The sequence below is a fragment of the Tersicoccus phoenicis genome (genome assembly GCF_001968835.1).
Taxonomy (GTDB): domain Bacteria; phylum Actinomycetota; class Actinomycetes; order Actinomycetales; family Micrococcaceae; genus Tersicoccus; species Tersicoccus phoenicis.
In genome coordinates, this window is record NZ_MRDE01000057.1 from 1 (window position 1) to 24,300 (window position 24,300).

Annotated in this window: 20 protein-coding genes and 1 tRNA gene; 13 read left to right on the forward strand and 8 right to left on the reverse strand. The window is 70.2% G+C overall.

The annotated features are described in order from the left end of the window. Window positions 1–144 precede the first annotated feature (144 nt). The 4 genes from BKD30_RS08505 to BKD30_RS08520 form a co-directional block, all read right to left on the reverse strand. Window positions 145–1,083 (reverse strand): NUDIX hydrolase, encoded by a 939-nt coding sequence (locus tag BKD30_RS08505; RefSeq protein WP_076703977.1) that lies wholly within the window; start codon window positions 1,081–1,083, stop codon window positions 145–147. Window positions 1,084–1,140: 57 nt separating this feature from the next. Then, complete coding sequence (locus BKD30_RS08510; protein WP_083956165.1) at window positions 1,141–3,450, reverse strand: RNA degradosome polyphosphate kinase; 2,310 nt, start codon at window positions 3,448–3,450, stop codon at window positions 1,141–1,143. Between the two features lie 44 nt (window positions 3,451–3,494). Next, a complete protein-coding gene (mshD, locus tag BKD30_RS08515; RefSeq protein WP_076703979.1) occupies window positions 3,495–4,466 on the reverse strand; it encodes a mycothiol synthase in 972 nt (323 codons plus the stop codon). Between the two features lie 288 nt (window positions 4,467–4,754). Then, window positions 4,755–5,456 (reverse strand): winged helix-turn-helix transcriptional regulator, encoded by a 702-nt coding sequence (locus tag BKD30_RS08520; protein WP_076703980.1) that lies wholly within the window; start codon window positions 5,454–5,456, stop codon window positions 4,755–4,757. A gap of 137 nt (window positions 5,457–5,593) precedes the next feature. On the opposite strand from BKD30_RS08520, the gene BKD30_RS08525 reads away from it, so the two are divergent. From BKD30_RS08525 to ygfZ, 3 genes are all read left to right on the forward strand, one after another. Beyond that, complete coding sequence (locus BKD30_RS08525) at window positions 5,594–6,331, forward strand: hypothetical protein (protein ID WP_083956166.1); 738 nt, start codon at window positions 5,594–5,596, stop codon at window positions 6,329–6,331. 205 nt (window positions 6,332–6,536) lie between these two features. Then, window positions 6,537–7,133 (forward strand): FABP family protein, encoded by a 597-nt coding sequence (locus tag BKD30_RS08530; RefSeq protein WP_076703982.1) that lies wholly within the window; start codon window positions 6,537–6,539, stop codon window positions 7,131–7,133. Between the two features lie 70 nt (window positions 7,134–7,203). Then, window positions 7,204–8,313, forward strand: coding sequence for a CAF17-like 4Fe-4S cluster assembly/insertion protein YgfZ (gene ygfZ / locus BKD30_RS08535; RefSeq protein WP_076704025.1), 1,110 nt, complete (start codon window positions 7,204–7,206; stop codon window positions 8,311–8,313). 86 nt (window positions 8,314–8,399) lie between these two features. On the opposite strand, the gene BKD30_RS08540 is transcribed toward ygfZ, so the two are convergent. From BKD30_RS08540 to BKD30_RS08550, 3 genes are all read right to left on the reverse strand, one after another. Further along, complete coding sequence (locus BKD30_RS08540; RefSeq protein WP_076703983.1) at window positions 8,400–9,428, reverse strand: 6-phosphofructokinase; 1,029 nt, start codon at window positions 9,426–9,428, stop codon at window positions 8,400–8,402. A 165-nt stretch (window positions 9,429–9,593) separates the two neighbouring features. Continuing rightward, complete coding sequence (locus BKD30_RS08545; RefSeq protein ID WP_076703985.1) at window positions 9,594–10,793, reverse strand: pyridoxal phosphate-dependent aminotransferase; 1,200 nt, start codon at window positions 10,791–10,793, stop codon at window positions 9,594–9,596. A 104-nt stretch (window positions 10,794–10,897) separates the two neighbouring features. After that, window positions 10,898–12,286 (reverse strand): MFS transporter, encoded by a 1,389-nt coding sequence (locus BKD30_RS08550; RefSeq protein ID WP_076703986.1) that lies wholly within the window; start codon window positions 12,284–12,286, stop codon window positions 10,898–10,900. 350 nt (window positions 12,287–12,636) lie between these two features. Here BKD30_RS08550 and BKD30_RS08555 point away from each other — a divergent pair. The 9 genes from BKD30_RS08555 (at window position 12,637) to rplL (ending at window position 19,078) form a co-directional block, all read left to right on the forward strand. Next, window positions 12,637–12,709, forward strand: a tRNA-Trp gene (locus tag BKD30_RS08555). Window positions 12,710–12,842: 133 nt separating this feature from the next. Further along, window positions 12,843–13,064: a preprotein translocase subunit SecE gene (gene secE, locus BKD30_RS08560; protein WP_218189285.1), complete on the forward strand. Its 222-nt coding sequence runs from the start codon at window positions 12,843–12,845 to the stop codon at window positions 13,062–13,064. Between the two features lie 50 nt (window positions 13,065–13,114). After that, window positions 13,115–14,059 carry a transcription termination/antitermination protein NusG gene (gene nusG, locus BKD30_RS08565; RefSeq protein WP_083956170.1) on the forward strand — a complete coding sequence of 315 codons (945 nt, stop codon included), beginning with the start codon at window positions 13,115–13,117 and terminating at the stop codon, window positions 14,057–14,059. Window positions 14,060–14,190: 131 nt separating this feature from the next. Continuing rightward, window positions 14,191–14,619 carry a 50S ribosomal protein L11 gene (gene rplK / locus BKD30_RS08570; protein WP_076703989.1) on the forward strand — a complete coding sequence of 143 codons (429 nt, stop codon included), beginning with the start codon at window positions 14,191–14,193 and terminating at the stop codon, window positions 14,617–14,619. Between the two features lie 189 nt (window positions 14,620–14,808). After that, window positions 14,809–15,516 carry a 50S ribosomal protein L1 gene (gene rplA / locus BKD30_RS08575; RefSeq protein WP_076703991.1) on the forward strand — a complete coding sequence of 236 codons (708 nt, stop codon included), beginning with the start codon at window positions 14,809–14,811 and terminating at the stop codon, window positions 15,514–15,516. Window positions 15,517–15,656: 140 nt separating this feature from the next. Then, window positions 15,657–15,782: a hypothetical protein gene (locus tag BKD30_RS16870; RefSeq protein ID WP_268874375.1), complete on the forward strand. Its 126-nt coding sequence runs from the start codon at window positions 15,657–15,659 to the stop codon at window positions 15,780–15,782. A 339-nt stretch (window positions 15,783–16,121) separates the two neighbouring features. Continuing rightward, a complete protein-coding gene (locus BKD30_RS08580) occupies window positions 16,122–17,546 on the forward strand; it encodes a DHA2 family efflux MFS transporter permease subunit (protein ID WP_076704028.1) in 1,425 nt (474 codons plus the stop codon). A gap of 456 nt (window positions 17,547–18,002) precedes the next feature. Beyond that, window positions 18,003–18,533: a 50S ribosomal protein L10 gene (gene rplJ, locus BKD30_RS08585; RefSeq protein WP_076703992.1), complete on the forward strand. Its 531-nt coding sequence runs from the start codon at window positions 18,003–18,005 to the stop codon at window positions 18,531–18,533. Between the two features lie 155 nt (window positions 18,534–18,688). Then, the gene (gene rplL, locus BKD30_RS08590; RefSeq protein ID WP_076703994.1) at window positions 18,689–19,078 is read left to right on the forward strand and encodes a 50S ribosomal protein L7/L12; all 390 of its coding nucleotides are present in this window, start codon (window positions 18,689–18,691) and stop codon (window positions 19,076–19,078) included. 110 nt (window positions 19,079–19,188) lie between these two features. Here the strand turns inward: rplL and BKD30_RS08595 are convergent, their stop codons facing one another. Then, entirely contained in the window at window positions 19,189–20,385 is a 1,197-nt protein-coding gene (locus tag BKD30_RS08595) for an acetyl-CoA C-acetyltransferase (protein WP_076703995.1), read from the reverse strand. A 370-nt stretch (window positions 20,386–20,755) separates the two neighbouring features. Between BKD30_RS08595 and rpoB the strand changes: the two genes are divergently transcribed. Next, on the forward strand, window positions 20,756–24,247 hold the full coding sequence (gene rpoB, locus BKD30_RS08600; protein WP_076703997.1) for a DNA-directed RNA polymerase subunit beta: 3,492 nt from the start codon (window positions 20,756–20,758) through the stop codon (window positions 24,245–24,247). Window positions 24,248–24,300: the final 53 nt, after the last annotated feature.

Here is a 24,300-nt window from a genome sequence, read left to right on the forward strand (position 1 = left end):
CCTATGAGGTCACAGACGCCCGTCCGGTCGCGTGCGTAGCGATCCCCCCGCAGTGGACCGACAAATCGCAAACAAGACAGCCGGAGCGTCGGTCAGTCGGTGAGTCAGACCCACCCGGGGGAACCACTACCTCCATCATCACTGTCAGTCGTCGAAGGGCAGATGCCGCTCGACGCCGACGACCCGGCCCGGCTCGGCGGTGCTCAGGTGCACCACGAGCACCTCCCCGGGGCTCAGATACGGGTCCGTGTCCGGCAGCTGGCACACCAGCGCACGCGGTGCGTGCGCGGCCATGGTGGCGAGGATGATCGGCAGCACCGGCCGGTGCGTGCACACCGCCATCGGCCGGGACTTCTCCAGCACCTTCTCGATCGCGGCCGCGGCACGCCGGGGCTTGAGCCGGGCGCTGGCCTCGGTCAGCGCCGGTTCGGTGCTGACCTTCACGCCGTGGGCCTTCGCGTACGGGGAGATGGTCTGGATGCATCGCAGCCAGGGGCTGGTGACGATCTTCTGCGGCCGCCAGGCGACCAGCAGGTCGGCGAGCGCGTGGGCCTGTCGACGCCCGGTGGCCGCGAGCGGACGTTGGCCCTCCGCGTGCGTCCACTTGGAGCGCGGCTTGGCCTTGGCGTGCCGGATGACGAGCACTTCCCGGGTCTGCAGGGTCCCGGCCTCGTGGGCCGCGACCAGCGCACGTAACGGTTCCCGGTCCGTGGGGTTGCTGAGTAGCCGGGCCGCCGCCGTCGGGCCGGCCCAGCGGACCCGGTCCACCTCCTTGCCGTCCCCTTCGGCGACGGTGGCGTGGTGCAGCTGGGCCGCCCAGTAGGAGACGTCCTTTCGTCCGGCCGCGACCCGGTAGGAGGCGGTGGGCAGGGCGATGCCGAGGGTGATCCGCACCCCGGCCTCCTCCCGCACCTCCCGGACGGCGGTCTGCGGAAGGGTCTCACCGGCATCCTGCTTGCCCTTGGGCCAGGACCAGTCGTCGTAACGCGGCCGGTGCACGAGCAGGACCTCCAGCTCCCCGCCCCGCAGCCGCCAGCAGAGCGCACCCGCGGCCAGGACGGTGGCGTGGGCAGCGTCAGCCACGACGCAGCCACCGCCGGCCCCGGTGCCGGTACGCGCGGGATCGCATCACGGCCGCGGTCATCGGATCGAGAGCACCCGCGGCCGAGCGCGCGACTCGAGCAGCACCGACTGGATGTCCGTCAGCGCCGTGCCGTCCTCGGCCCGGGAGTGGCGCTCCCACCCTCCGTCACTGTCCAGATGCCAGCTCGACGTGCCGTCGGCGATGTACCGGTCGAGCAGGCCGATCACGTCCCGGAGCTGCGCGGGGGACTTCAGCTGCACGAGCGTCTCGACTCGCCGGTCCAGGTTGCGGTGCATCATGTCGGCCGACCCGATGAAGACGACGGGATCGCCCCCGTTGGCGAACGCGAACACCCGCGAGTGCTCGAGGAACCGGCCGAGGATGGACCGGACGGTGATGTTCTCGCTCAGACCGGGCACCCCGGGGCGCAGGGAGCAGATGCCGCGGACGACGACGTCGACGGGAACACCCGCCTGCGAAGCCCGGTAGAGGGCGTCGATGATCGCCTCGTCCACCATGGAGTTGACCTTGATCTGGATCCGGGACGTCAGCCCGGCGTTCCGATTCGCGATCTCCTTCTCGATCCGGTCGATCAGGCCGGACCGCAAGGACCGCGGAGCGACCAGCAACCGCTTGAACGTGGAGCGGGGGGCGTACCCGGAGAGCTGGTTGAACAGCCGGGACAGATCCTCCCCGACCTGCGGGTCGGCGGTCAGCAGACCCATGTCCTCGTAGTACCGGGCCGTGGACGGGTGGTAGTTGCCGGTGCCGATGTGGCAGTAGCGGCGCAGACCGTCGCTCTCCTGCCGGACCACGAGCGAGAGCTTGCAGTGGGTCTTCAGCCCGACGATGCCGTAGACGACGTGCACCCCGGCCTGCTCGAGCTTGCGGGCCCACGAGATGTTGGCCTGCTCGTCGAACCGGGCCTTGATCTCGACCAGGGCCAGCACCTGCTTGCCCGCCTCCGCGGCGTCCACCAGGGCGTCGACGATGGGGGAGTCACCGGACGTGCGGTACAGGGTCTGCTTGATCGCCTGCACCCGCGTGTCCGCGGCCGCCTGCTCCAGGAAGGCCTGCACGCTGGTCGAGAACGAGTCGTAGGGGTGGTGCAGCAGGATGTCCCGGCGTCGCATCGAGGCGAACACGTTGGCCGCCTTCGCCGTCTCGCTCTCGTTCAGGTCCCGGTTCGTGTGCGGCACGGCCTTCGGGTAGTGCAGGTCGGACCGGTCGATCTTCGCGATCACGCCCAGGCCGCGCAGGTCCAGCAGCCCGGACAGGGCGTACACCTCGTGCTGTTCGACGCCGAGTTCCCGTTCGAGCAGCCGCCGGACGCTGGGATTGATGTCGGTGCGGACCTCCAGCCGTACCGGCGGGCCGAACCGGCGGCGCAGCAGCTCCTTCTCCAGCGCCTGCAGCAGGTTCTCGGCGTCGTCCTCCTCGACCTCGAGATCCTCGTTGCGGGTCACCCGGAATGGGTGCCGCTCGAGCACCTCCATGCCGGGGAAGAGCTCCTCGAGGTGCTCGGCGATGACGCTCTCGAGCGGGATGAACCGTGCCGTCCGCCCGGGCGTGTGTCCTGCACGAGGGCCGTCGACCGAAATCAGGCGGGGCAACTGGTCGGGTACCTTGAGCCGGGCGAACAGGTCCTTACCGGTCAGTGGGTTCCGGACGATCACGGCCAGATTCAGGGACAGCCCCGAGATGTAGGGGAACGGGTGGGCCGGGTCGACCGCCAGCGGGGTCAGGATCGGGAAGACCTTCTGGACGAAGAAGTCCGTCAGCCGGGCCTGCTCGGCATGGTTCAGCTCGTCCCACGACGTCAGGTGGATGGACTCGCGTTCCAGGGCGGGTCGGATCTGGTCGGTGAAGACGGCGGCGTGCCGGGCCATCAGCTCGTGGGCCTTCTCCGAGATCTGATCGAGCACCTCCAGCGGGCTGAGCCCGGCGGGGGAGGGCACGGCCAGACCCGCGGCGATGCGGCGTTTCAGTCCGGCGACCCGCACCATGAAGAACTCGTCGAGGTTGGACGCGAAGATCGAGAGGAAATTGACCCGCTCGAGCAGGTACAGGGTCGGGTCCTCGGCGAGTTCGAGCACCCGGGCGTTGAACGCGAGCCAGCTCAGCTCACGGTCCAGGAACCGGTCCGGCCCGACGTCACCGGACGGGTGCGGGGAGGGAGCGAAGTCGGGGATGTCGATCCGGTCCTGGGTCGCTCGCGCCGCCGCCACCTCGGAGAAGTCGAACTGCGCGCTGCTGGTCTGCGCGCTGCTGTCGAACTGCACGGCGCTGTCGACCGGCACGGCACCATCGAACTGCGCGCTGCTGTCGACCTGCGCGGTGCTGTCGACCGATGACTGCTGTTCCATGAGCTTCCTGTCGCAGGGGGGCGGATGCCGGGGCCGGTTCCAGATTACTGGCTGCCGCTGCTCGGGGGCGCCGGGGCGTACATGACGTCGACGTCGCTCCGGTCGAAACCCATCGACGTGTAGAGCCGCACAGCGGCGGTGTTGTCCGCGTCGACGTACAGGGTGACGGTCCGCACGCGGCGTCGGCGCAGGTGCTCGAGGCCGGCCGCGGTCACCACCCGGCCGAGCCCGAGGCCCTGCGCCTCGGGGTGGACCCCCACCACGTAGACCTCGCCCTCGGCGGGTTCGGCCGGGTCGATCTTCGTCCAGTGGAAACCGAGCAGCACGCCGTCGGCCGTCCGTTCGGCCAGGAACAACCCCGCCGCGTCGAACCAGTCCTGCGCCATCAGGTCCGTCAGATCCGGCAGGCTCAGGGTGCCCTGCTCGGGGTGGTGGGCGAACGCGGCGGCGTTGAGCGCGAGCAGGGCCGTCTCGTCGCCGGCACGGAAGGAGCGCAGCCGGATGCCGACGGGTGGAGCCGGCGGTGGGGTGCCCGCCGGTGCGACGGCTTCGATGGGGCCGCTCATCCGCCACAGCTCCCGCACGGCGCGGTACCCGTGCTGCGCGGCGAGCACCCGCGCCGCCGGGTGGTCCCCGTGGGACCAGGCGCGGACGTCGTCGGCCAGGAGCCCGGACAGCTCCGCCGCCGCCCGCAGCACGGCCGATCCGGCGCCACGCCGCCGCCGCGCCGGAGCGACCACCAGCTCGAGCAGGGGCGGGCCGTCGCCGTCCGCGACGACCACGGCCGCACCGGCCGGGTCGCCGGCTGCGCAATCCTGCCCGGTGGCCTCCCGGGCGAGCAGGGTGAGGACCGTGCGGCCGTCCGTGTCTCCCGCGCGCAGGGTCACCATGGTCTGATCGGAGAAGGGGGGATGGCCGTCCGCGGCCCGCGCCGTGTCGGCCAGGCGGCCCACCCTCGCCAGGTCCGCGTCGGTGGGACGGGAACGGACGATGTCGATCTGCCAGCGTGTCTTCATGGCCTCCTGCCTAGGCGATGAGTCCGCCTGCCGCAACCCGCGGCCCGGCCGCCGCAACCGCCACGCGGGGAGACCGTGGGCGCCCCGCGGGGAGACCGTCCCCCGGTTTGCACCCGCCGCCGCCCATCGGCTAGCGTCGGGTCTGGTCCCGATCCCGGACGAGGGGGATGCGCCAGTGGGGCGCCCTCGATACGTTCGACCCGTATGTCCTCCACCACGAACGCCGAAGGGCCCGACCGCGCGGTCGGGCCCTTCGGCGTTCGGCGGGCTCGGGCCGGAGCCGATGGCTCAGGTACCGGCCTGCTCCAGTGCGGCCTCGTCCGATCGGGTCGGCGCGAACCGGTAGCCCACGTTGCGCACCGTGCCGATCAGCGTCTCGTGGTCCGGGCCCAGCTTGGCGCGCAGACGCCGCACGTGCACGTCCACGGTGCGGGTACCGCCGTAGTAGTCGTAGCCCCACACCTCGTGCAACAGCTGACTCCTGGTGAAGACCCGGCCGGGGTGCTGGGCGAGGTACTTGAGCAGCTCGAACTCCTTGTAGGTCAGGTTGAGCACCTGCCCGGCGACGCGGGCCGTGTAGCTGGCCTCGTCGATGACGACGCCGCCGGCGCGGATCTCCGCACTGTCCTCCGCCTCGCCGTCCGTGCGGGCGACGGCCAACCGGAGCCGGGCCTCCACCTCGGCGGGACCCGCCGTGTCGAGCACGACGTCGTCGGCCCGCCACGTGGCTGACACGGCGGCCATGCCGCCCTCGGTCAACACCAGCACCAGCGGGGTGCTGAGCCCGGTAGCCTTGAGCAGCTGCGACAGGGCCCGGGCTCCCACCAGGTCTCGGCGAGCATCCAACAGGACCACGTCGCACGGTTCGGTCTCCAGCAGGGCGGTGGGCTCGGCCGGCAGGATGTGCACCCGGTGGTTGAGCAACTCGAGCGCCGGCAGCACGTCCACGGACGAACCCCTGCTGTTGGTGAGGAGCAGGAGGTGCGACATTCCGCCTCCGTCGGTCAGGGTCTCAGCCGTCGACCCGTCGGTCGTCGGGCGCCCGATCTCATCAGGACCGTCCCAGTATAGGCGCCGGCCCCGGTCGGCCGTCGCCGCCGGCGTCGCCGATTTGGGAGGATGGAGAGGTGAGGTTGAACATCGTCTGCGTCGCCGCCTTGGTGACCCTGCTCGGGCTGGTCGTGGCCGCCGCGCTGGGGACCGGTGCGATGACCGTGCTCGTCGGCGTGGGCGCCGTCGTCACCGGTGCCGGTTGGGTCCGGCTCCAGGGGCTCACCGCGGCGCGTGCGCACGGTGTGGTGATCGCCCTCGCCGGCATCGCCTCGGCCCTGGTCGCCCTGCGACTGCCGAGCGCGTACCTCACCTGGGCCGGGCTGATCGCCGCTCTCGGGCTGATAGCGGTGTTCCTGATCGAGCTGCTGCGCGGGACCGGTGCGGCCCGCCGGCTGGAGGCGCTCGTCGCCTCGTCGTCGGGCGTCGCCCTCACCGCCCTCGGGGCCGGCTGGATCGGTTCGCTCCGGGTGGCCACCGAGCAGCACGCCGCCCTGATCGGCGTCACCGCCGTCGCCGCGTTCGCCGCCGTGCTGATGGCCGCCGTGCCGTGGCCGGATCGGATGATCGGTCCGCTCTGCGTGCTGGTCGCCACCGCCGTCGCGCCGCTGGTCGCCCTGCTGGTGGGCGAGTCCGGCGCGGGTACTGCGGCGTTGCTGGGGGCGGTCGCGGGTCTGGTCGTGGCCACCTTCCGGCGCATGGTGCTCGCCGACGGCGGCCCGCGGACCCGGCTGGGTGCGGTGGCCGTGGGCGTCGGGCCGGTGCTCGCGGCGGGGTCGGCCTTCTACGGAGCGCAACTGCTGATCGCGAGCTGAGTCGGGCCGCCATCACCTCGGCGGTGGTGTCCACGGTGGTCATCGAGGCCGGCACGGCCGGTGCCGCGTGTACGCTGGAAACATGTCGATTGTTGCCCTCGAGATCTTCTACCTGGTGCTGCTCGCCGTTGCCAGTCTGGCCATGGCGTGGTTCGCCGGATTCGTCGTCTGGCGACTGTTCAAAGGTCAGCAGTAGTCCGAGCCGATGCCCTTCGAACTCCCGACCGACCTCACACCCGAGCTCGTCCCGCTCTCCTGGCTGGTCGGCCGTTGGGAAGGCACCGGAGTGCTGGGCTACGCGGACGAGGAGAGCCAGCAGTTCGACCAGCAGATCACGTTCACGCAGAACGGTCTGCCCTATCTGAGCTACACCGGTGAGTCCTGGCTCGTCGACGAGGACGGCCGGCGGCTGCGCCCGCTGACGCGCGAGACCGGCGTCTGGCAGCTCGACCGGCAGCAGAACGACGCGGACCCAGGTCCGGGCATGCTCCCGGCGGACATCGTCCCGGCACTGCGCACGGCCGACGACGTCGAGGAGCTGCGCAACGCGGACGGCGGCTTCGACATCGTCGCCACGCTCGTCCACCCCGGCGGGGTCAGCGAACTGTACGTCGGGCAGATCAAGGGTCCACGCATCGACCTGAGCACCGACGCCGTGATGCGCGCCCCCGGCGCCAAGGACTACCGGGCGGCCACCCGGATGTACGGACTGGTCGAGGGTGACCTGCTGTGGGCCTGGGACATCGCCGCCGCCGGCCGGCCGCTGCAGACGCACGCGTCCGGCCGACTGCACCGGGCCTGAGCCGACCCTGCCGGGTTGCCGGGGGGACGCACCGGGAATGCGGGTGCGCGCCGCCACCGTTGAGGAGAACATGAGTCCCACCAGTCCCCTGCTGAGCCGCCACGGCGCCGTTCCCGACGGGCGCGCCGACGCCGGGATCGCCGCGCACTACGGTGATCCCGCCCGCGAGCAGCGCGCCCTGGAGCGCGGCCGCGCGGTGGTGGACCAGGGCAACCGCGGCGTCGTCACCGTCTCCGGGCCGGACCGGCTCAGCTGGCTGCACACGCTGTCCTCGCAGCAGTTGACGGATCTGCCGGCCGGGGTCACCACGGAGACCCTGCTGCTCAGTGTCCAGGGGCGCATCGAGTTCGACCTGCTGGTCACCGACGACGGCGAGCGCACCTGGTTGCTCACCGACGTGGGCCAGCACGAGGACCTGGCCCGCTGGCTCGACTCCATGCGGTTCATGCTGCGCGTCGAGGTCGCCGATGTGACGGGCGATTGGGCCGCGATCGGCGCCGCCGTCGATCCCGAGGACGCTCCCGCACCTCTGCGGGAGGCCTCCGTTCGCTTCGCCGACCCCTGGCCGCGGCTCGGTCCCGGCGGCTTCGCCTACACCGTCGGCGAGGACCACCCGGCCGCCACGTGGCGCTGGTCGGTCTTCCTCGTGCCCCGCACCGATCTCGAGCGCACGGTCGACGCGCTGGGGGAGGTGGGGATCGGGCTGGCCGGCAACGGTGCCGCCGAGGCGCTGCGGATCGCGGCGTGGCGCCCCCGGTACGCCCATGACGTCGATGAGAAGACGATCCCGCACGAGCTCGATCTGCTCCGTACCGGCGTGCACCTGGCCAAGGGCTGTTACAAGGGTCAGGAGACCATCGCCCGGGTGCACAACCTCGGCCACCCGCCACGGCGACTGGTGTTCCTGCACCTGGACGGGTCGGAGCACACGCTGCCCGCCGCCGGTTCCGAGGTCCGGACCGGGGACCGGGCGGTCGGCCGGGTGACCTCCGTGGCCCAGCACGGGGAAATGGGCCCGATCGCGCTGGCGGTGATCAAACGGTCGGTCGACCCGGCGGCCGACCTCGTCGTCGTCGACGGGGAGAGCCGCTACGCCGCGGCGCAGGAGGTCATCGTCGCGCCCGACGCCGGGCAGGTGGTCGGCCGCCCGGCCGGGCTCCTGAACACCCGCCGGGGCTGACCCGACGGGGCGCGCACCGCGCCGGAGCGAGCACCGCGACGCTCGCACCGTTGACGCGCTCCCCGAACGGGCCGTCGGCGTCGGACTCAGCCGAAGAGCAGCGCCGCCTCGTCGTACCGTGACTGCGGCACGACCCGCAGGCTGCCGACGGCGTCCGCGAGCGGAACCTGGACGATATCGGTGCCGGACAGCGCGACCATGGAGCCCCAGCGCTTCTCGAGCGCCAGATCGAGCACGGCCATGCCGAACCGGGTGGCGAGGACGCGGTCGTAACTGGTCGGAGTGCCGCCGCGCTGCATGTGACCGAGGATCGTGTTACGGCTCTCGATGCCGGTGATCCGCTCGATCTCCCCGGTCACCCATTCGCCGATACCGCCCAACCGGGGTCGGCCGAACGTGTCCAGGCCCTTGTCGGAATACGCCTCCTGGTAGCCCGCGGGGATGAAGCCCTCGGCGACGACGACGAGCGGCGCGCGCCCGCGGTCGTACGCCTCCTGCACCCACTCGGCGACCTGCTCCATCCCGAGGCTCTGCTCCGGGATCAGGATGGCGTGCGCCCCCGCGGCCACGCCGGAGTGCAGGGCGATCCAGCCGGCGTGCCGGCCCATCACCTCGGCCACCATGCACCGGGAGTGGGACTCACCGGTGGTGCGCAGCCGGTCCATGGCGTCGGTGGCGATCTGCACGGCGGTGTCGAACCCGAAGGTGTAGTCCGTCGCGTTCAGGTCGTTGTCGATGGTCTTGGGCACCCCCACCACCGGGATGTTCTCGTCGGCCAGCCGGTTCGCGGCCGCGAGGGTGCCTTCGCCGCCGATCGCGACCACCGCGTCGATGCCGTTGCGCTCGAGCATGGCCGCGATCTTCGCCGGTCCGCCGCCGTCGCCCTCGTACGGATTGGTGCGGGAGGTGCCGATGATGGTGCCCCCCTGCTTGGAGATCCCGCGCACCATGGACCGCGGGATGGTGATGATGTCCTCCTGCACCACGCCGCGCCAGCCGTCCCGGAATCCGACGAACTCGTGGTCACCGGCCTCGATGCCCTTGAGCACCATGCCGCGGATCACCGCGTTCAGGCCGGGACAGTCCCCGCCGCTGGTGAGCACGCCGATCTTCATCGGCGGGGACCGAGGGAGCGGATGGCGTTGAAGAAGGAGTCCATGGGCCTCAGCCTGCCATCTTCCCCCGAGGCCCGCCAGCACAGGCCCGGGTGCGGGTCGGCGTCGTCGGCGGGCACGCGGCGATCGATCGAACCGGCCCACCGCCGGCCGGCAAGGCCATCGTCACCCGGCAAGGAGCCGCTGGATCCGACCGACGCCCTCGAGCAGGTCGGCCTCGCCCAGGGCGTAGGACAGGCGCAGGAAACCCGACGGACCGAACGCCTCGCCGGGCACCACCGCCACCTCGGCCTCCTCCAGGATCAGCGCGGCGAGCTCGGCGCTGGTGGACAGGTGACGGCCGTGGACCGGGTGCCGCAGCAGCGGCCGGACGTCCGCGTAGGCGTAGAACGCGCCGGTCGGCATCGGGCACTCGACGCCGTCGATCGCGTTCAGGCCCGCGACGATCATCCCGCGACGGCGGTCGAAGGATTCCCGCATCCGGTGCACCGCGTCCAGGGGACCGGCGACCGCCGCCAGCGCGGCGCGCTGGGAGACGTTGGCGACGTTCGACGTCGCGTGCGACTGCAGGTTGGTGGCCGCCTCGACCACGTCCGGCGCGCCGATCATCCAGCCGACCCGCCAGCCCGTCATCGCATAGGTCTTGGCCACCCCGTTGAGGACGACGACGCGGTCCCCCAGGTCGGGGGCCGCGGTGGCGATCGAGGTGAACGGCACGCCGTCGTACGTGAGGTGTTCGTAGATCTCGTCGGTGACCACCCACAGTCCCTTCGCCGCGGCCCACGCGCCGATCCGGGCGGTCTGCTCGGGGGAGTAGACCGCTCCGGTGGGGTTCGACGGAGAGACGAAGAGCAGCACCTTGGTCCGCTCGGTCAGCGCCGCCTCGAGCTGGTCCTCCGTGACCAGGTACCCCTGGTCGGGTCCGGCGAACACCTCGACGGGCACCCCGCCGGCGAGACGGATCGCCTCCGGATAGGTGGTCCAGTACGGCGTGGGCATCAGCACCTCGTCGCCCGGGTCCAACAGGGTGGCGAACGCCTCGTAGACGGCCTGCTTACCGCCGTTGGTCACCAGCACCTGGCCCGGTTCGACCGTGTATCCGGAGTCCCGCTGCGTCTTCTCGGCGATCGCGGCCTTCAACTCCGGCAACCCGCTCGCGGGGGAGTAGCGGTGGTTCCGCGGGTCCCGCGCCGCCTCCACCGCCGCCTCGACGATGTAGTCGGGTGTCGGGAAGTCCGGCTCCCCGGCGCCGAACCCGATCACGGGTCTGCCCCGTGCCTTGAGGGCCTTCGCGCGGGCGTCGACCGCGAGGGTGGCCGACTCAGCGATCGATCCGACACGGGCGGAGATGCGGGCTGGGCTCATGACATCCTTCGTTGCGGGCGGGGGCGGCCCTCAGTCTAGGCGGGCCGGCGTTGCCGTGCCCGGGTCCGCCCGAACCGACGTCGTGCGTGGGTACCCGCGCCCCGCTAGACCGACAGCTTGTTGATGCTGCTGGTCTGGGGGTGATGGACCGGGGCACCGAGATCCCGCAGCGGCACGCGGAAGGTCTCCCGGGCCCAGAACGCACCGGCGGCCGCCAGGATCGACGAGGCCGCGACGATCCAGGCGGCCGGCCCCCAGTTGGCCTTCTCGGCACCGCGCAGCGCCTCGCCCAGCAGCGGGGTGAAGCCGGCGCACAGGATGCCGATCTGCAGGCCGATGGCCACGCCGGAGTACCGAACCCGGACGTTGAACAGCTCCGGGAACCACGCCGGGTAGATCGCGTTGGACATCGCGTAGGTGCCCGCGGTGATCACCGTGCTGGTCACGAACACCAGGGCGATGTTCTGGGTCGAGATGGACCAGAAATAGATGAAGATCATCAGTCCCGAGCCGATCACCCCGGTGGTGAACATCGGCTTGCGGCCGATCCGGTCCGAGAAGTACGCCATCAACGGCTGCGTGAACATGGCCAGAGCGTTGCCCAGGACGCTGACCCACAGCATCGTGGTGGCGGGGATGCCGACCACGACCGCGTAGGCCAGGCCGAACGACTGCATGAACGTGTTCGTCACGGTCTCGAACGACATCAGCACCGTCTGGAAGAACTGCTTGGGGTGGGTCCGGAACATCTCCGCGAGCGGCAGCCGGACCAGATCCTGGTGCTGGGCCTTCTCCTCGAACACCTCGGGCTCCTCGAGCCGGCGCCGGACGACGAAAGCGACGACGACGACGACCAGGGAGAGCCAGAACGGGATCCGCCAGCCCCACGCCAACAGCTGGTCCTGCGGCATGGCCGCCACCGGCAGGAACACCAGGGAAGCGAGCACGATGCCGCCGGAGATGCCGCTCATGGTGAAGCTCGGGAAGAACCCGCGCCGGCCCACCGGCGACTCCTCCATGGTCAAGGAGGCCGCGCCCGCGGTCTCGCCACCGGCGGAAAGGCCCTGCAGCACGCGCAGCAGCACGAGCAGCACGGGGGCCAGGTAGCCGGAGGTCGGGAAGTCCGGGAGGAAGCCGATGAGGAAGGTCGCCACGCCCATCAGCAGCAGGGTCAGGACCAGGGTGTTCTTCCGGCCGATCCTGTCACCGAGATGACCGAAGACGACGGCCCCGATGGGACGGAACATGTAGGCGACGCCCAGGGTGGCGAACGCCTGGATCTGCGCGATCACCGGGTCGCCGGCCGGGAAGAAGATCTTCGAGAACACCAGCGACGCGGCCGTGGTGTAGACGAAGAAGTCGTAGTACTCGAGGGTGCCGCCGAGGAAGGCGGCGGTGGCGGCCTTCTTCGCCCGGCGCAGGCGTCGCGCCTGTTCCTGGGGGGTGACACCCTCCTCGCGGGGGGACAGGGGGCTGGTCTCGTGGGACGTCATCGGATCGCTCCATGCTCGACGGTCTGGGGCCTCGGGTGGTGTCGGCAGGTGGGTCGCCGACCCGGGAGGCAACCGATGGCCGGTGGCCGGTTCGGCGCTGGGCGTCGGGCTGGGACGCCCAACGGTGTTCGCATTATGAACAAGTGTTCGCTGTGTGATCGGCATCAGCGTACTCAGCTGTGATCCAGTGCACAAGAGTCCCGGAACGTGGCAACGTCGAGGGGTGACGCCCGCCTGGTCGACGTCGCCGGTTCGACGTCGACGCCCCGGATGCGTAGACTGTCATTTTGGTGTTCCGCCGAAGGTCGGTCGTGCCCTCAGCACGGGACGGCAGCGGCCGGGGGCATCGAAGGGTAGTGGCGCAATTGGTAGCGCAGCGGTCTCCAAAACCGCAGGTTGCAGGTTCGAGTCCTGTCTGCCCTGCGCACTGGCTGGCACAACAGCCGGCATCGCGGCGCGACGGTCGGTCGACCGCACGCGAACTCGACGAACGGCAAGTGAGGAACCGGTGACCGAAACAGCTGCCAGCAGCTCTCAGGGGCGCCCCTCGCCCGAGATGAAGCAGCGCAAGCGCAACGTGTTCGCCCGGATCGCGTTGTTCCTCCGGCAGGTCATCGCCGAGCTCCGCAAGGTGGTGACACCGACGCGCGGTCAGTGGCTGAACTACACCGCCGTGGTGCTCGTGTTCGTGGTGATCATGATGCTCATCGTGACGGGACTGGACTTCGCGTTCTTCTCGGCCGCGAAGTGGGTCTTCGTCGGCACCCCCGCGCAGTGACCCCGGGCAGGCCAGCACCCAGTCAACCGGTCGAGAAACAGGAGTACACCGTGTCCGAGCACAGGCTCGAAAACCACGACGACGACGTCGCCCCCAGCGCTGATTCGCCGTTCAGCGACGCCGCGCCGACTTCTGCACCGGTGCCCGCACCCGCCGAACCGGTGATCGACGAGGACGCGGAGAGCGCCGACGACACGGCACCGCAAGCGGCCACGCAGGACGTCGCCGACGACGCGGATCGGAGCGATGCCGCAGCGAACGATGCTGCAGCGAATGACGCCGTCGCCACCGACGAGGCGACCATCCAGCAGACCGATGCGGCCGTCGCCGCCGGTACGGACACCGCGGAGGCCGCGACCGCCGTCGAGCCCGACGTCGATGCTGAGCCGGCCGAGGATCCGCTCGTCGAGTTCACCGCGAAGCTGCGCCGTCAGGAAGGCGACTGGTTCGTCATCCACTCCTACGCGGGGTACGAGAACCGGGTGAAGGTCAACCTCGAGACCCGGATTCAGACCCTCAACATGGAGGATTTCATCTTCGAGATCCAGGTCCCCATGGAGGAGGTCGTGGAGATCAAGAACGCGCAGCGCAAGATCGTGCGGCGCGTGCGGATCCCGGGCTACGTCCTGGTTCGGATGGAACTGACCGACGAGTCGTGGGGCGCGGTCCGGCACACCCCGGGCGTCACCGGCTTCGTCGGCAACGCCCACAACCCGGTGCCGTTGCGCCTCGATGAGGTCGTCTCCATGTTGGCTCCGGCCTTCGAGGCCGAGCGCGCCGCGGAGGACGGCAAGCCGGCTCGCCCGGTGTCCGGCGGCACGGTCGTCGACTTCCAGGTCGGCGAGTCGGTGATCGTCAAGGAGGGCCCGTTCGAGACCCTGCCGGCGACGATCTCGGAGATCAAGCCGGAGTCCCAGCAACTTGTCGTGCTGGTCTCCATCTTCGAGCGTGAGACGCCCGTGACCCTCGCGTTCAACCAGGTCAGCAAGATCTGAGCAGACAGACTTCGCCGGCGTGACCCGATGCTTTGCGGGATGCGCCGGCGCCGGCCGCCGCGCCACGGCGGCCAACCTCCGCCGGGACGCTCCTGTGCCGGCGGGCACCACCATGGAAGAAGGATCTTCAATTGGCTCCCAAGAAGAAGGTCGCCGGCCTGATCAAGCTGCAGATCCAGGCGGGTGCCGCGAACCCGGCCCCGCCGATCGGTCCTGCACTCGGTCAGCACGGCGTCAACATCATGGAATTCTGCAAGGCGTACAACGCCGCGACGGAATCCCAGCGCGGCAACGTCGTCCCGGTCGAGATCACGGTGTACGAGGACCGCTCGTTCACCTTCATCACGAAGACCCCGCCGGCCGCCGAGCTGATCAAGAAGGCCGCCGGTGTCCAGAAGGGCTCGGCCACGCCGCACACCACCAAGGTCGCACGGCTGACCCAGGACCAGGTGCGCGAGATCGCTCAGACGAAGCTCGAGGACCTGAACGCGAACGACGTCGACGCCGCGGCGAAGATCATCGCGGGCACGGCCCGATCGATGGGCATCACCGTCGAGTGACGAGGAGCGCAGCGTGGGCGAGGCTGACGGAGTCAGCAGCGCCGTAGCAAGCACCGCAGTCAGTCGACAGTACGACACCGTCGAGTAGTCACTCGACCACTCCCGCCGGGTCCGCCCGGCACCGAACATCCCGTGGGAAGGGGCCGCGCGCGGCCCGTCACACCACACCTGCACAAGGAGAGAACGCAGATGGCACAGCGCAGCAAGGCATACCGGGCCGCCGCCGAGAAGATCGAGGACGGCAGGTTCTACACCCCGGCCGAGGCCGTCGCCCTGGCGAAGGAGTCGAACCCGTCGGCATCGGACGCGACCGTCGAGGTCGCGTTCCGGTTGGGCGTCGACCCCCGCAAGGCGGACCAGATGGTGCGCGGCACCGTGAACCTGCCGCACGGCACCGGTAAGGTCGCCCGCGTCGTGGTTTTCGCGACCGGTGACCGGGCCGCCGCGGCCGAGGCCGCCGGCGCCGACTTCGTCGGGTCGGACGATCTGATGGAGCGCATCCAGGGCGGCTGGACCGACTTCGACGCCGCCGTCGCCACCCCGGACCTGATGGGCAAGGTGGGTCGCCTGGGCAAGATCCTGGGCCCCCGCAACCTGATGCCGAACCCGAAGACCGGCACGGTGACCCCGGACGTGGCCAAGGCCGTGACCGACATCAAGGGCGGCAAGATCGACTTCCGGGTCGACAAGCACGCGAACCTGCATTTCATCATCGGCAAGGTGTCCTTCGACGCCACGCAGCTGGCGGAGAACTACGCCGCCGCGCTCGACGAGGTGCTCCGGCTCAAGCCGTCCGCGTCCAAGGGCCGCTACATCCAGCGCGCCACGGTGAGCACGACCTTCGGCCCGGGCATCCCGGTGGACCCGAACGTCACCCGGGTGCTTCCCGCCGCCTGAGCGGGGACCGACCGCGGTTGACCGCCCGACGGACGGGGCCGGACGAGATCATCTCGTCCGGCCCCGTTCGCGTCTGTGTGGCGTAGCGGCCGGCTGGGTATTCTGCTGAAGATGGAGAACCTTCGGCGGCTCGCCCAGGTGTGGCCGGTCGTGCGTCGGGTGTACACCGGAACGTCGGGGAGAACACGCCCGTGCTCGACATCACCGTCGCACTCGGCTTCCGGCAGGTCGGTGTGGCCGGTGCTCGGCAGAAGCGGCTGACCTGACCGGTCCCGGCCCGGTCCGGTGGCCGCACGCCACCGCCCTCGTCGCCGGGCATAACCGACCGACGGCCGACGTTGACCCTGCTCGGCGGCCGGCCCCGTCTGCGGGCCGGGCCGAACGCGCAGCGCCTTCACCTTCATGATCATGTTCCCCGGGCTTCCCGGGCCGGAAGGACCCACGTGACCACCACCCGTAGCGACCAGACGGCCGAACCGGCTCAGTCCTCCATCGCTGAGGCGACGCCACGGCGTCCGGATGCTGCGCGCCCCTCGCAGGCACCCGATGCTCCCCTGGACCCGAAGGCGTGGCCGGCCCTGTGGGCGCTCGTCATCGGCTTCTTCATGATCCTCGTGGACTCGACCATCGTGACCACCGCGATGCCGGCCATCATGCGGGGGCTCGGCGCCGACATCAACGCCGTCATCTGGGTCACGAGCGCCTACCTGCTCGCCTACGCCGTGCCCCTGCTGATCACCGGGCGGCTCGGGGACCGTTTCGGGCCGAAGAACATCTACCTGATCGGGCTCACCGTCTTCACGATCGCCTCCGCGTGGTGCGGGTTCGCCGGGGACGTGCAGATGCTGATCCTCGCCCGCGTGGCGCAGGGACTCGGGGCCGCGCTGATGACGCCGCAGACGATGTCCGTGATCACGCGCATGTTCCCCGTGGCTCGTCGTGGTGCCGCCATGGGTCTGTGGGGCGCCACCGCCGGCATCGCGACGCTCGTCGGGCCGATCGTGGGCGGGCTGCTCGTCGACTCCCTCGGCTGGGAGTGGATCTTCTTCGTCAACGTACCCGTCGGCATCGTCGGTCTGATCATGGCGTTCGTCCTGGTGCCGTCGTTACCGACCCACAGCCATCGTTTCGACTTCCTCGGCGTGGTGCTCAGCGCGGCCGGCATGTTCGCGCTGGTGTTCGGGATCCAGGAGGGCAAGACCTACGACTGGGGGACCATCGTCGGCCCGATCTCGGTGTGGGGCCTGATCATCACCGGCGTCGTCGTCCTCGCCCTCTTCGTGCTGTGGCAGCGGTACAACCGGGGAGAACCGCTGATCCCTCTCCGGCTCTTCCGTGACCGGAACTTCAGCCTCGCGAACACGGCGATCACGCTCGTCGGCGTGGCGATCACCGCGATGAACTTCCCGATCATGCTCTTCCTCCAGACCGTCCGGGGGCTCACCCCGACACAGGCAGCCCTGATGCTGGCTCCGATGGCGGTCGTTTCCGGCGTCATGGCCCCGATCGTCGGCCGCATCCTGGTCCGGGTGGATCCGCGGCGGCTGGCCGTGCCCGGGATGGCCGCGTTCGGCGTCGGGCTGCTGATCCTGGCGGCGATCATGACCCCGGGTACCCCGCTCGTGTTCCTGGTACTGGTGCCGGTCATCATGGGGCTCGGCAGTTCGTGCATGTGGGCCCCCCTGTCGATCAGCGCGACCCGCAACCTCACCCCGGACGTCGCGGGGGCCGGCTCCGGGGTCTACAACACGACGCGCCAGGTGGGGGCGGTGCTCGGCTCGGCCGCGATCGCGGTGCTGATGCAGAGCCGACTCTCCGTCGAACTGCCCCAGCTCCCCGGCGGTGCGCCCGCGGGCGAAGCCGGTGCCAGTGCCGGGGGGTTGCCGGACTTCCTGCAGGCGGGCTATGCGGCGGCGATGGGCCAGTCCCTGCTGCTGCCCGCGCTCGCCCTGCTGCTCGGCGCCGTCGTGGCGGCGTTCTTCGCGACCCCGAAAGAACTCGGTCGCCGTCGCGGCCGGCACGCCGCCTGACGACGGTGCCGGGCCACAGTCGACGCTCGCACTCCAGCCCGAACATCGGCCCGCCTATCGGGGCTGGAGTGCGCCAGCCCGAACAGCGGCCCGCCTGTCGGGGCTCGGATGCGAGGTCAGTTCCCGCGTCGCACGCCAGCCCGAACAGGGGTTCCGCCAGCCGGGCTGGCGTGCGAGCACCGACGGCGCATTTGGCCGGATCGCCGCACTCGCGTAGCATGGTCAGGTACCAAAGACCGCCGGTCGTTCGTTCCTGCCCGGGCAATCATGCCCGTGTCGGAGTGAACCCAAGGCCCCGCTCAGCGGGCGGCCTGCGCAGGTGAACGACAGCTCGACACCGACGGGATCTCCCTGTCCGTGCCCCGTGCGCCCCGTGCATCTGCGCGGGGCGTTATTGCGTTCTCACGCAGATCCGCTGCCGTGGTCGGCCGGCCCCCGATGACCGGAAGGAGAACCATGGCGCAGCCGAACAAGGTCGCCGCGGTCCAGGAGTTGACGGATCACTTCCGCAACTCCACCGTCGCCGTCCTGACGGAATACCGTGGTCTCACCGTGGCTCAGCTCAAGGCGCTGCGCCGTTCCCTCGGTGAGAACGCGGACTATGCCGTGGTGAAGAACACGCTGACCGAGATCGCGGCGAAGGAGGCGGGCATCGACGCGTTCGAGGGCCAGCTCTCCGGTCCCTCCGCGATCGCGTTCGTCACCGGAGATCCGGTGGAGGCCGCGAAGAGCCTGCGTGACTTCGCCAGGACCAACCCTCAGCTGATCGTGAAGGGTGGCTACCTCGAGGGGAAGGCACTCAGCGGCGCTGAAATCACCCGACTCGCGGATCTCGAGTCCCGCGAGATCCTGCTGGCCAAGGTCGCCGGCGCCGCGCAGGCGTCGCTGTCCCGGGCTGCTGCCCTGTTCCAGGCTCCGCTCTCCAAGGCCGTCCGCACCGCGGAGGCCTTGCGAGCGAAGCAGGAAGAGGAGAGCCAGGCCGCGTGAGCGGCCGCTGCCGGACGGCGGTGACGCCGCACCGGCAGCACAGGCAGGATCCGCTCCTGCCGGCCCGGACTCCGGGCCACGACCGAAGATCCCGCCGGATCGCTCCACCCCCGAGGGCGGCACGCGACCGGCACCAGAGACGAAGGAGCGCCACCATGGCGAAGCTGTCCACTGAAGAACTGATCGATGCGTTCAAGGAATTGACCCTCATCGAGCTCTCCGAGTTCGTCAAGGCCTTCGAGGAGACCTTCGACGTCACCGCGGCCGCCCCCGTGGCCGTGGCCGGTCCGGCCGCTGCCGGTGGCGGCGCCGAGGCCGAGGCCGAGGAGGAGAAGACCGAGTTCGACGTCGTCCTCGAGGCCGCCGGCGACAAGAAGATCCAGGTCATCAAGGAGGTGCGCGCGCTGACCTCGCTGGGTCTGAAGGAAGCCAAGGACCTGGTCGACGGTGCGCCGAAGGCGGTCCTGGAGGGCGCCAACAAGGACGCCGCCGAGAAGGCCAAGGCGCAGCTCGAGGGCGCCGGCGCCACCGTCACCCTGAAGTGACCCCGCCGATCATCTGATCGTTGGTACACGCCCGCAGGGGCATGCTGAAGAGCCCCGCTCCGGTCATCGGAGCGGGGCTCTTCTTTGGTTGCGGCTGGTCCCGCCGGCGCTCAGTCGCGGGACAGCAGCAACGCCTCGCCCTGGCCCCCGCCGCCGCACAGGGACACGGCGGCCCGGCCGGAACCACGTCGGGCCAGCTCGAGCGCGGCGTGCAGCGCGAGCCGGGCCCCGGAAGCCCCGATCGGGTGGCCCAGGGCGATGGCGCCGCCGTGGATGTTGGTGCGCTCCAGCGGGTAGTCCAGGTCGGCGAGGGACTGCACCGCGACCGCGCCGAACGCCTCGTTGATCTCGATGAAGTCCAGGTCCGCCCGCTGCCATCCCGCCCGGTCGAGCGCGTGGTCGATGGCCCGGGACGGCTGGGAGTGCAGAGAGTTGTCCGGACCGGCGACCTGCCCGGGCGCGCCGATCACGGCCAGCCACGACAGACCACGCTCCTGCGCCCACGAGCGGCGGGCGACGACGACGACGGCGGCACCGTCGGACAGCGGCGAGGAGTTGCCGGCGGTGATCGTGCCGTCCGCGGCGAACGCCGGACGCAGCCCCGCCAGGGTCTCCACCGTGGTGCCCGGCCGCACCCCCTCGTCGGCGGACACCACGACCGGGGTGCCCTTGCGCTGGGGCACCTTGACCGGCACGATCTCGTCCTCGAAGACACCGCTCTCCGCCGCCGCGGCCGCCCGCTGGTGCGAAGCCGCCGCCACGTGGTCCTGAGCGGCGCGGTCCACGCCGAGACGACCGTTGTGCGCCTCCGTGGACGCGCCCATCGAGATGTGGTCGAACGAGTCGACCAGCCCGTCCCGCGCCACCGCGTCGACGGCCTCGAACGAGCCGTAGGTCCAGCCCTTCCGCGCACCGGGCAGCAGATGCGGGGCGTTGGTCATCGACTCCTGACCGCCGGCGAGGACGACGTCCGCCTCGCCGGAGCGGATCAGCCGGGCGGCGTCGGTGATGGCGACCAGCCCGGAGAGGCACACCTTGTTCACGGTCACGGCCGGCACGTTCCAGCCGACGCCCGCGGCGATGGCGGTCTGCCGAGCGGGGTTCTGTCCGGCGCCGGCCTGGACGACCTGGCCGAGGATGACGTGGTCGATGTCGGCGGCGCTCACCCCGGACCGCTCGATCGCGGCGGACGCCGCCAGCGTCCCCAGCTCCACGGCGGTGAACCCGGCCAACCGGCCGAGGATCTTCCCCTGCGGGGTACGTGTCCCGGCCAGGATGACGACGTCGTTGTCGTGGTGTTCAGTCATGGTGGCGTTGGTCCTGTCGACGACGGTGTGTGCTCCTCAAGCCTAGTGTGATCAGCGCCTCGTGGCGCGGCCGTCGTCGTGGGGCCGTGCCGCGAGCGTCCCGCGCGATACCACAGCCCGAGCTGGACACCAAGCATTCCACCGGGTAGATTGAATCTTTGCGTATCCCCTTTTCACCTTCAGCCTTCATATAGCGGTGGGCTCGGTCGAGTGCTGCGCCGAACGCGTCGCCCGTGGACACCACGGTGACGCCGGTGAGCAGCGGCGACCCGGTCCGGACCGGACCAGCACGGGTGGGCGGCACGACAGCGAGCCGCAGGTCGCCGTCGGGGGCGCAGTTCACGCCTGAAGGTCTGTGGAAGGATCCCTCTTGGTCGCCTCGAGCACCTCTGACAACGTAACCGCTAGCGGCGAAGCACCCCGCCTCTCCTTCGCCAAGATCCACGAACCGCTGGATGTCCCCAACCTCCTGTCCCTGCAGTTGGACAGCTTCGACTGGCTCGTCGGCAACGACAACTGGCGCCGCCGGGTCGAGGAGGCCCTCGCGTCGGGGGAGAAGGGCGTACCGAACACCTCCGGGCTGGCCGACATCTTCGAGGAGATCTCCCCGATCGAGGATTTCCAGGGCACCATGTCCCTGTCCTTCTCGGAGCCGGAGTTCGCCGACCCCAAGTACACGATGGCCGAGTGCAAGGAGCGGGACGCGACCTACGCCGCGCCGCTGTACGTCAAGGCCGAGTTCATGAACAACGTCACCGGTGAGATCAAGCAGCAGACGGTGTTCATGGGCGACTTCCCGCTGATGACCGACAAGGGCACCTTCGTCATCAACGGCACCGAGCGTGTCGTCGTCTCCCAGCTGGTCCGCTCCCCGGGCGCCTACTTCGAGAAGACCGCGGACAAGACCAGTGACAAGGACATCTACACCGCGAAGATCATCCCGTCGCGCGGTGCCTGGTTCGAGCTCGAGGTCGACAAGCGGGACCAGGTCGGCGTTCGCCTGGACCGCAAGCGCAAGCAGTCCGTGACCGTGCTGCTCAAGGCGATGGGCTGGACCGAGAGCCGGATCCTCGAGGAGTTCGGCGACTTCGACTCGATCCGCGCCACCCTGGAGAAGGACGGCACGCAGACCCGCGAGGAAGCGCTGCTCGATATCTACCGCAAGCTGCGTCCGGGCGAGCCGCCGACGGTCGAGGCCGCCCAGACGCTGCTGGACAACCTCTACTTCAACCCGAAGCGGTACGACCTGGCCAAGGTCGGCCGGTACAAGATCAACCGGAAGCTCGGCGTCGAGACCGCCCTGGACGACCCCAACGCCTCCGTGCTGAACATCGACGACATCGTCGCGATGATCCGCTTCCTGGTCACGCTGCACGCGGGCAACGACACCATGCCCGGCACCCGGGACGGGGCCGAGCACGAGATCCGCGTCGAGGTCGACGACATCGACCACTTCGGCAACCGCCGCATCCGCGCGGTCGGCGAACTGATCGAGAACCAGCTCCGCACCGGCCTGTCCCGGATGGAGCGGGTCGTCCGCGAGCGGATGACCACACAGGACGTCGAGGCGATCACGCCGCAGACCCTGATCAACATCCGCCCGGTCTCGGCCGCCATCAAGGAGTTCTTCGGAACCTCCCAGCTGAGCCAGTTCATGGATCAGAACAACCCGCTCGCGGGTCTGACCCACAAGCGGCGCCTCTCCGCGCTCGGCCCCGGCGGTCTGTCCCGCGACCGGGCCGGCATGGAGGTCCGTGACGTGCACCCGTCGCACTACGGCCGCATGTGCCCGATCGAGACCCCGGAAGGCCCGAACATCGGCCTGATCGGTTCGCTCGCCTCCTACGGTCGGATCAACTCGTTCGGCTTCATCGAGACCCCGTACCGCCGGGTCACCGAGGGCCAGGTCACCGACGAGGTGCACTACCTGACCGCCGACGACGAGATCGAGGTCGTCATCGCGCAGGCCAACGCGCCGCTGACCGATGACGGGCACTTCGCCGAGGAGACCGTGCTGGTCCGCCAGCGCGGTGGTGGTGGCGAACCGGTGCTGATCCCCGCCGGCGAGGTGGACTACATGGACGTCTCGCCGCGGCAGATGGTGTCCGTGGCGACCGCCCTGATCCCGTTCCTCGAGCACGACGACGCGAACCGCGCGCTGATGGGCGCGAACATGCAGCGTCAGGCCGTGCCGCTGCTCCGGTCCGAGGCCCCGCTCGTGGGCACCGGCATGGAGAAGCACGCCGCGGTCGACGCCGGTGACGTGGTCGTCGCGGCGAAGGCGGGCGTGGTCTCCGAGGTGTCGGCGGACCTGGTCACCGTGCTCGAGGACGAGGGCACCCAGACCAACTACCCGATCATGAAGTTCTCCCGGTCCAACCAGGGCAACTCCTACAACCAGCGGGTCGTGGTGGCCGAGGGCGACCGGGTCGAGGTCGGTGGGGTCATCGCCGACGGCCCCGCCACGGACGGTGGCGAGCTCGCGCTGGGCAAGAACCTGCTCGTCGCGTTCATGTCCTGGGAGGGCCTGAACTACGAGGACGCGATCATCCTGTCCCAGCGGATGGTCTCCGACGACGTGCTCTCCTCGATCCACATCGAGGAGCACGAGATCGACGCCCGCGACACCAAGCTCGGCGCCGAGGAGATCACCCGGGACATCCCGAACGTCTCGGAGGAGATCCTCGCCGCCCTCGACGAGCGCGGCATCATCCACATCGGTGCCGAGGTCGAGGCCGGTGACATCCTGGTCGGCAAGGTCACCCCGAAGGGCGAGACCGAGCTGACGCCGGAGGAGCGGCTGCTGCGGGCGATCTTCGGCGAGAAGTCCCGCGAGGTGCGGGACACGTCCCTGAAGGTGCCCCACGGCGAGTCCGGCACCGTGATCGGCGTGCGGGTTTTCGATCGCGACGAGGACGACGAGCTGCCCCCGGGCGTGAACCAGCTGGTCCGCGTGTACGTGGCCCAGAAGCGCAAGATCACCGACGGTGACAAGCTCGCCGGCCGGCACGGCAACAAGGGCGTCATCTCCAAGATCCTCCCGATCGAGGACATGCCGTTCCTGGCCGACGGGACCCCGGTCGATGTGATCCTGAACCCGCTGGGCGTGCCCGGCCGGATGAACATCGGGCAGGTCCTGGAGATCCACCTGGGCTGGGCCGCGAAGCAGGGCTGGAAGATCGACGGCGACCCCGAGTGGGCGGCGAACCTGCCGCAGCTGCCGCGCGAGTCCGGCCCGACGAACGTCGCGACCCCGGTGTTCGACGGCGCCACGGAGGACGAGATCCAGGGTCTGCTGGACTCGACCAGCCCGACCCGCGACGGGGACCGGCTGATCGAGCGCTCCGGCAAGGCCCGGCTGTTCGACGGCCGCTCCGGCGAGCCGTTCCCGGACCCGATCTCCGTGGGTTACATGTACATCCTCAAGCTCCACCACCTGGTGGACGACAAGATCCACGCCCGGTCCACCGGCCCCTACTCCATGATCACCCAGCAGCCGCTGGGCGGTAAGGCGCAGTTCGGTGGGCAGCGCTTCGGTGAGATGGAGGTGTGGGCCCTGGAGGCGTACGGCGCGGCCTACACGCTGCAGGAGCTGCTGACCATCAAGTCGGACGACATCCACGGCCGCGTCAAGGTGTACGAGGCGATCGTCAAGGGCGAGAACATCCCGGAGCCCGGCGTGCCGGAGTCGTTCAAGGTCCTGATCAAGGAGATGCAGTCGCTGTGCCTGAACGTGGAGGTCCTGTCCACGGACGGCACCGCCATCGAGATGCGTGACTCGGACGAGGAAGTCTTCCGGGCCGCCGAGGAACTGGGTATCGACCTCTCGCGGGCCGAGCCCAGCTCCGTCGAGGAGGTCTGACCCGCTCCGCCGCGGGTGCCCGCACCGGGCACCCGCGGCGGAACCGGCAGCAC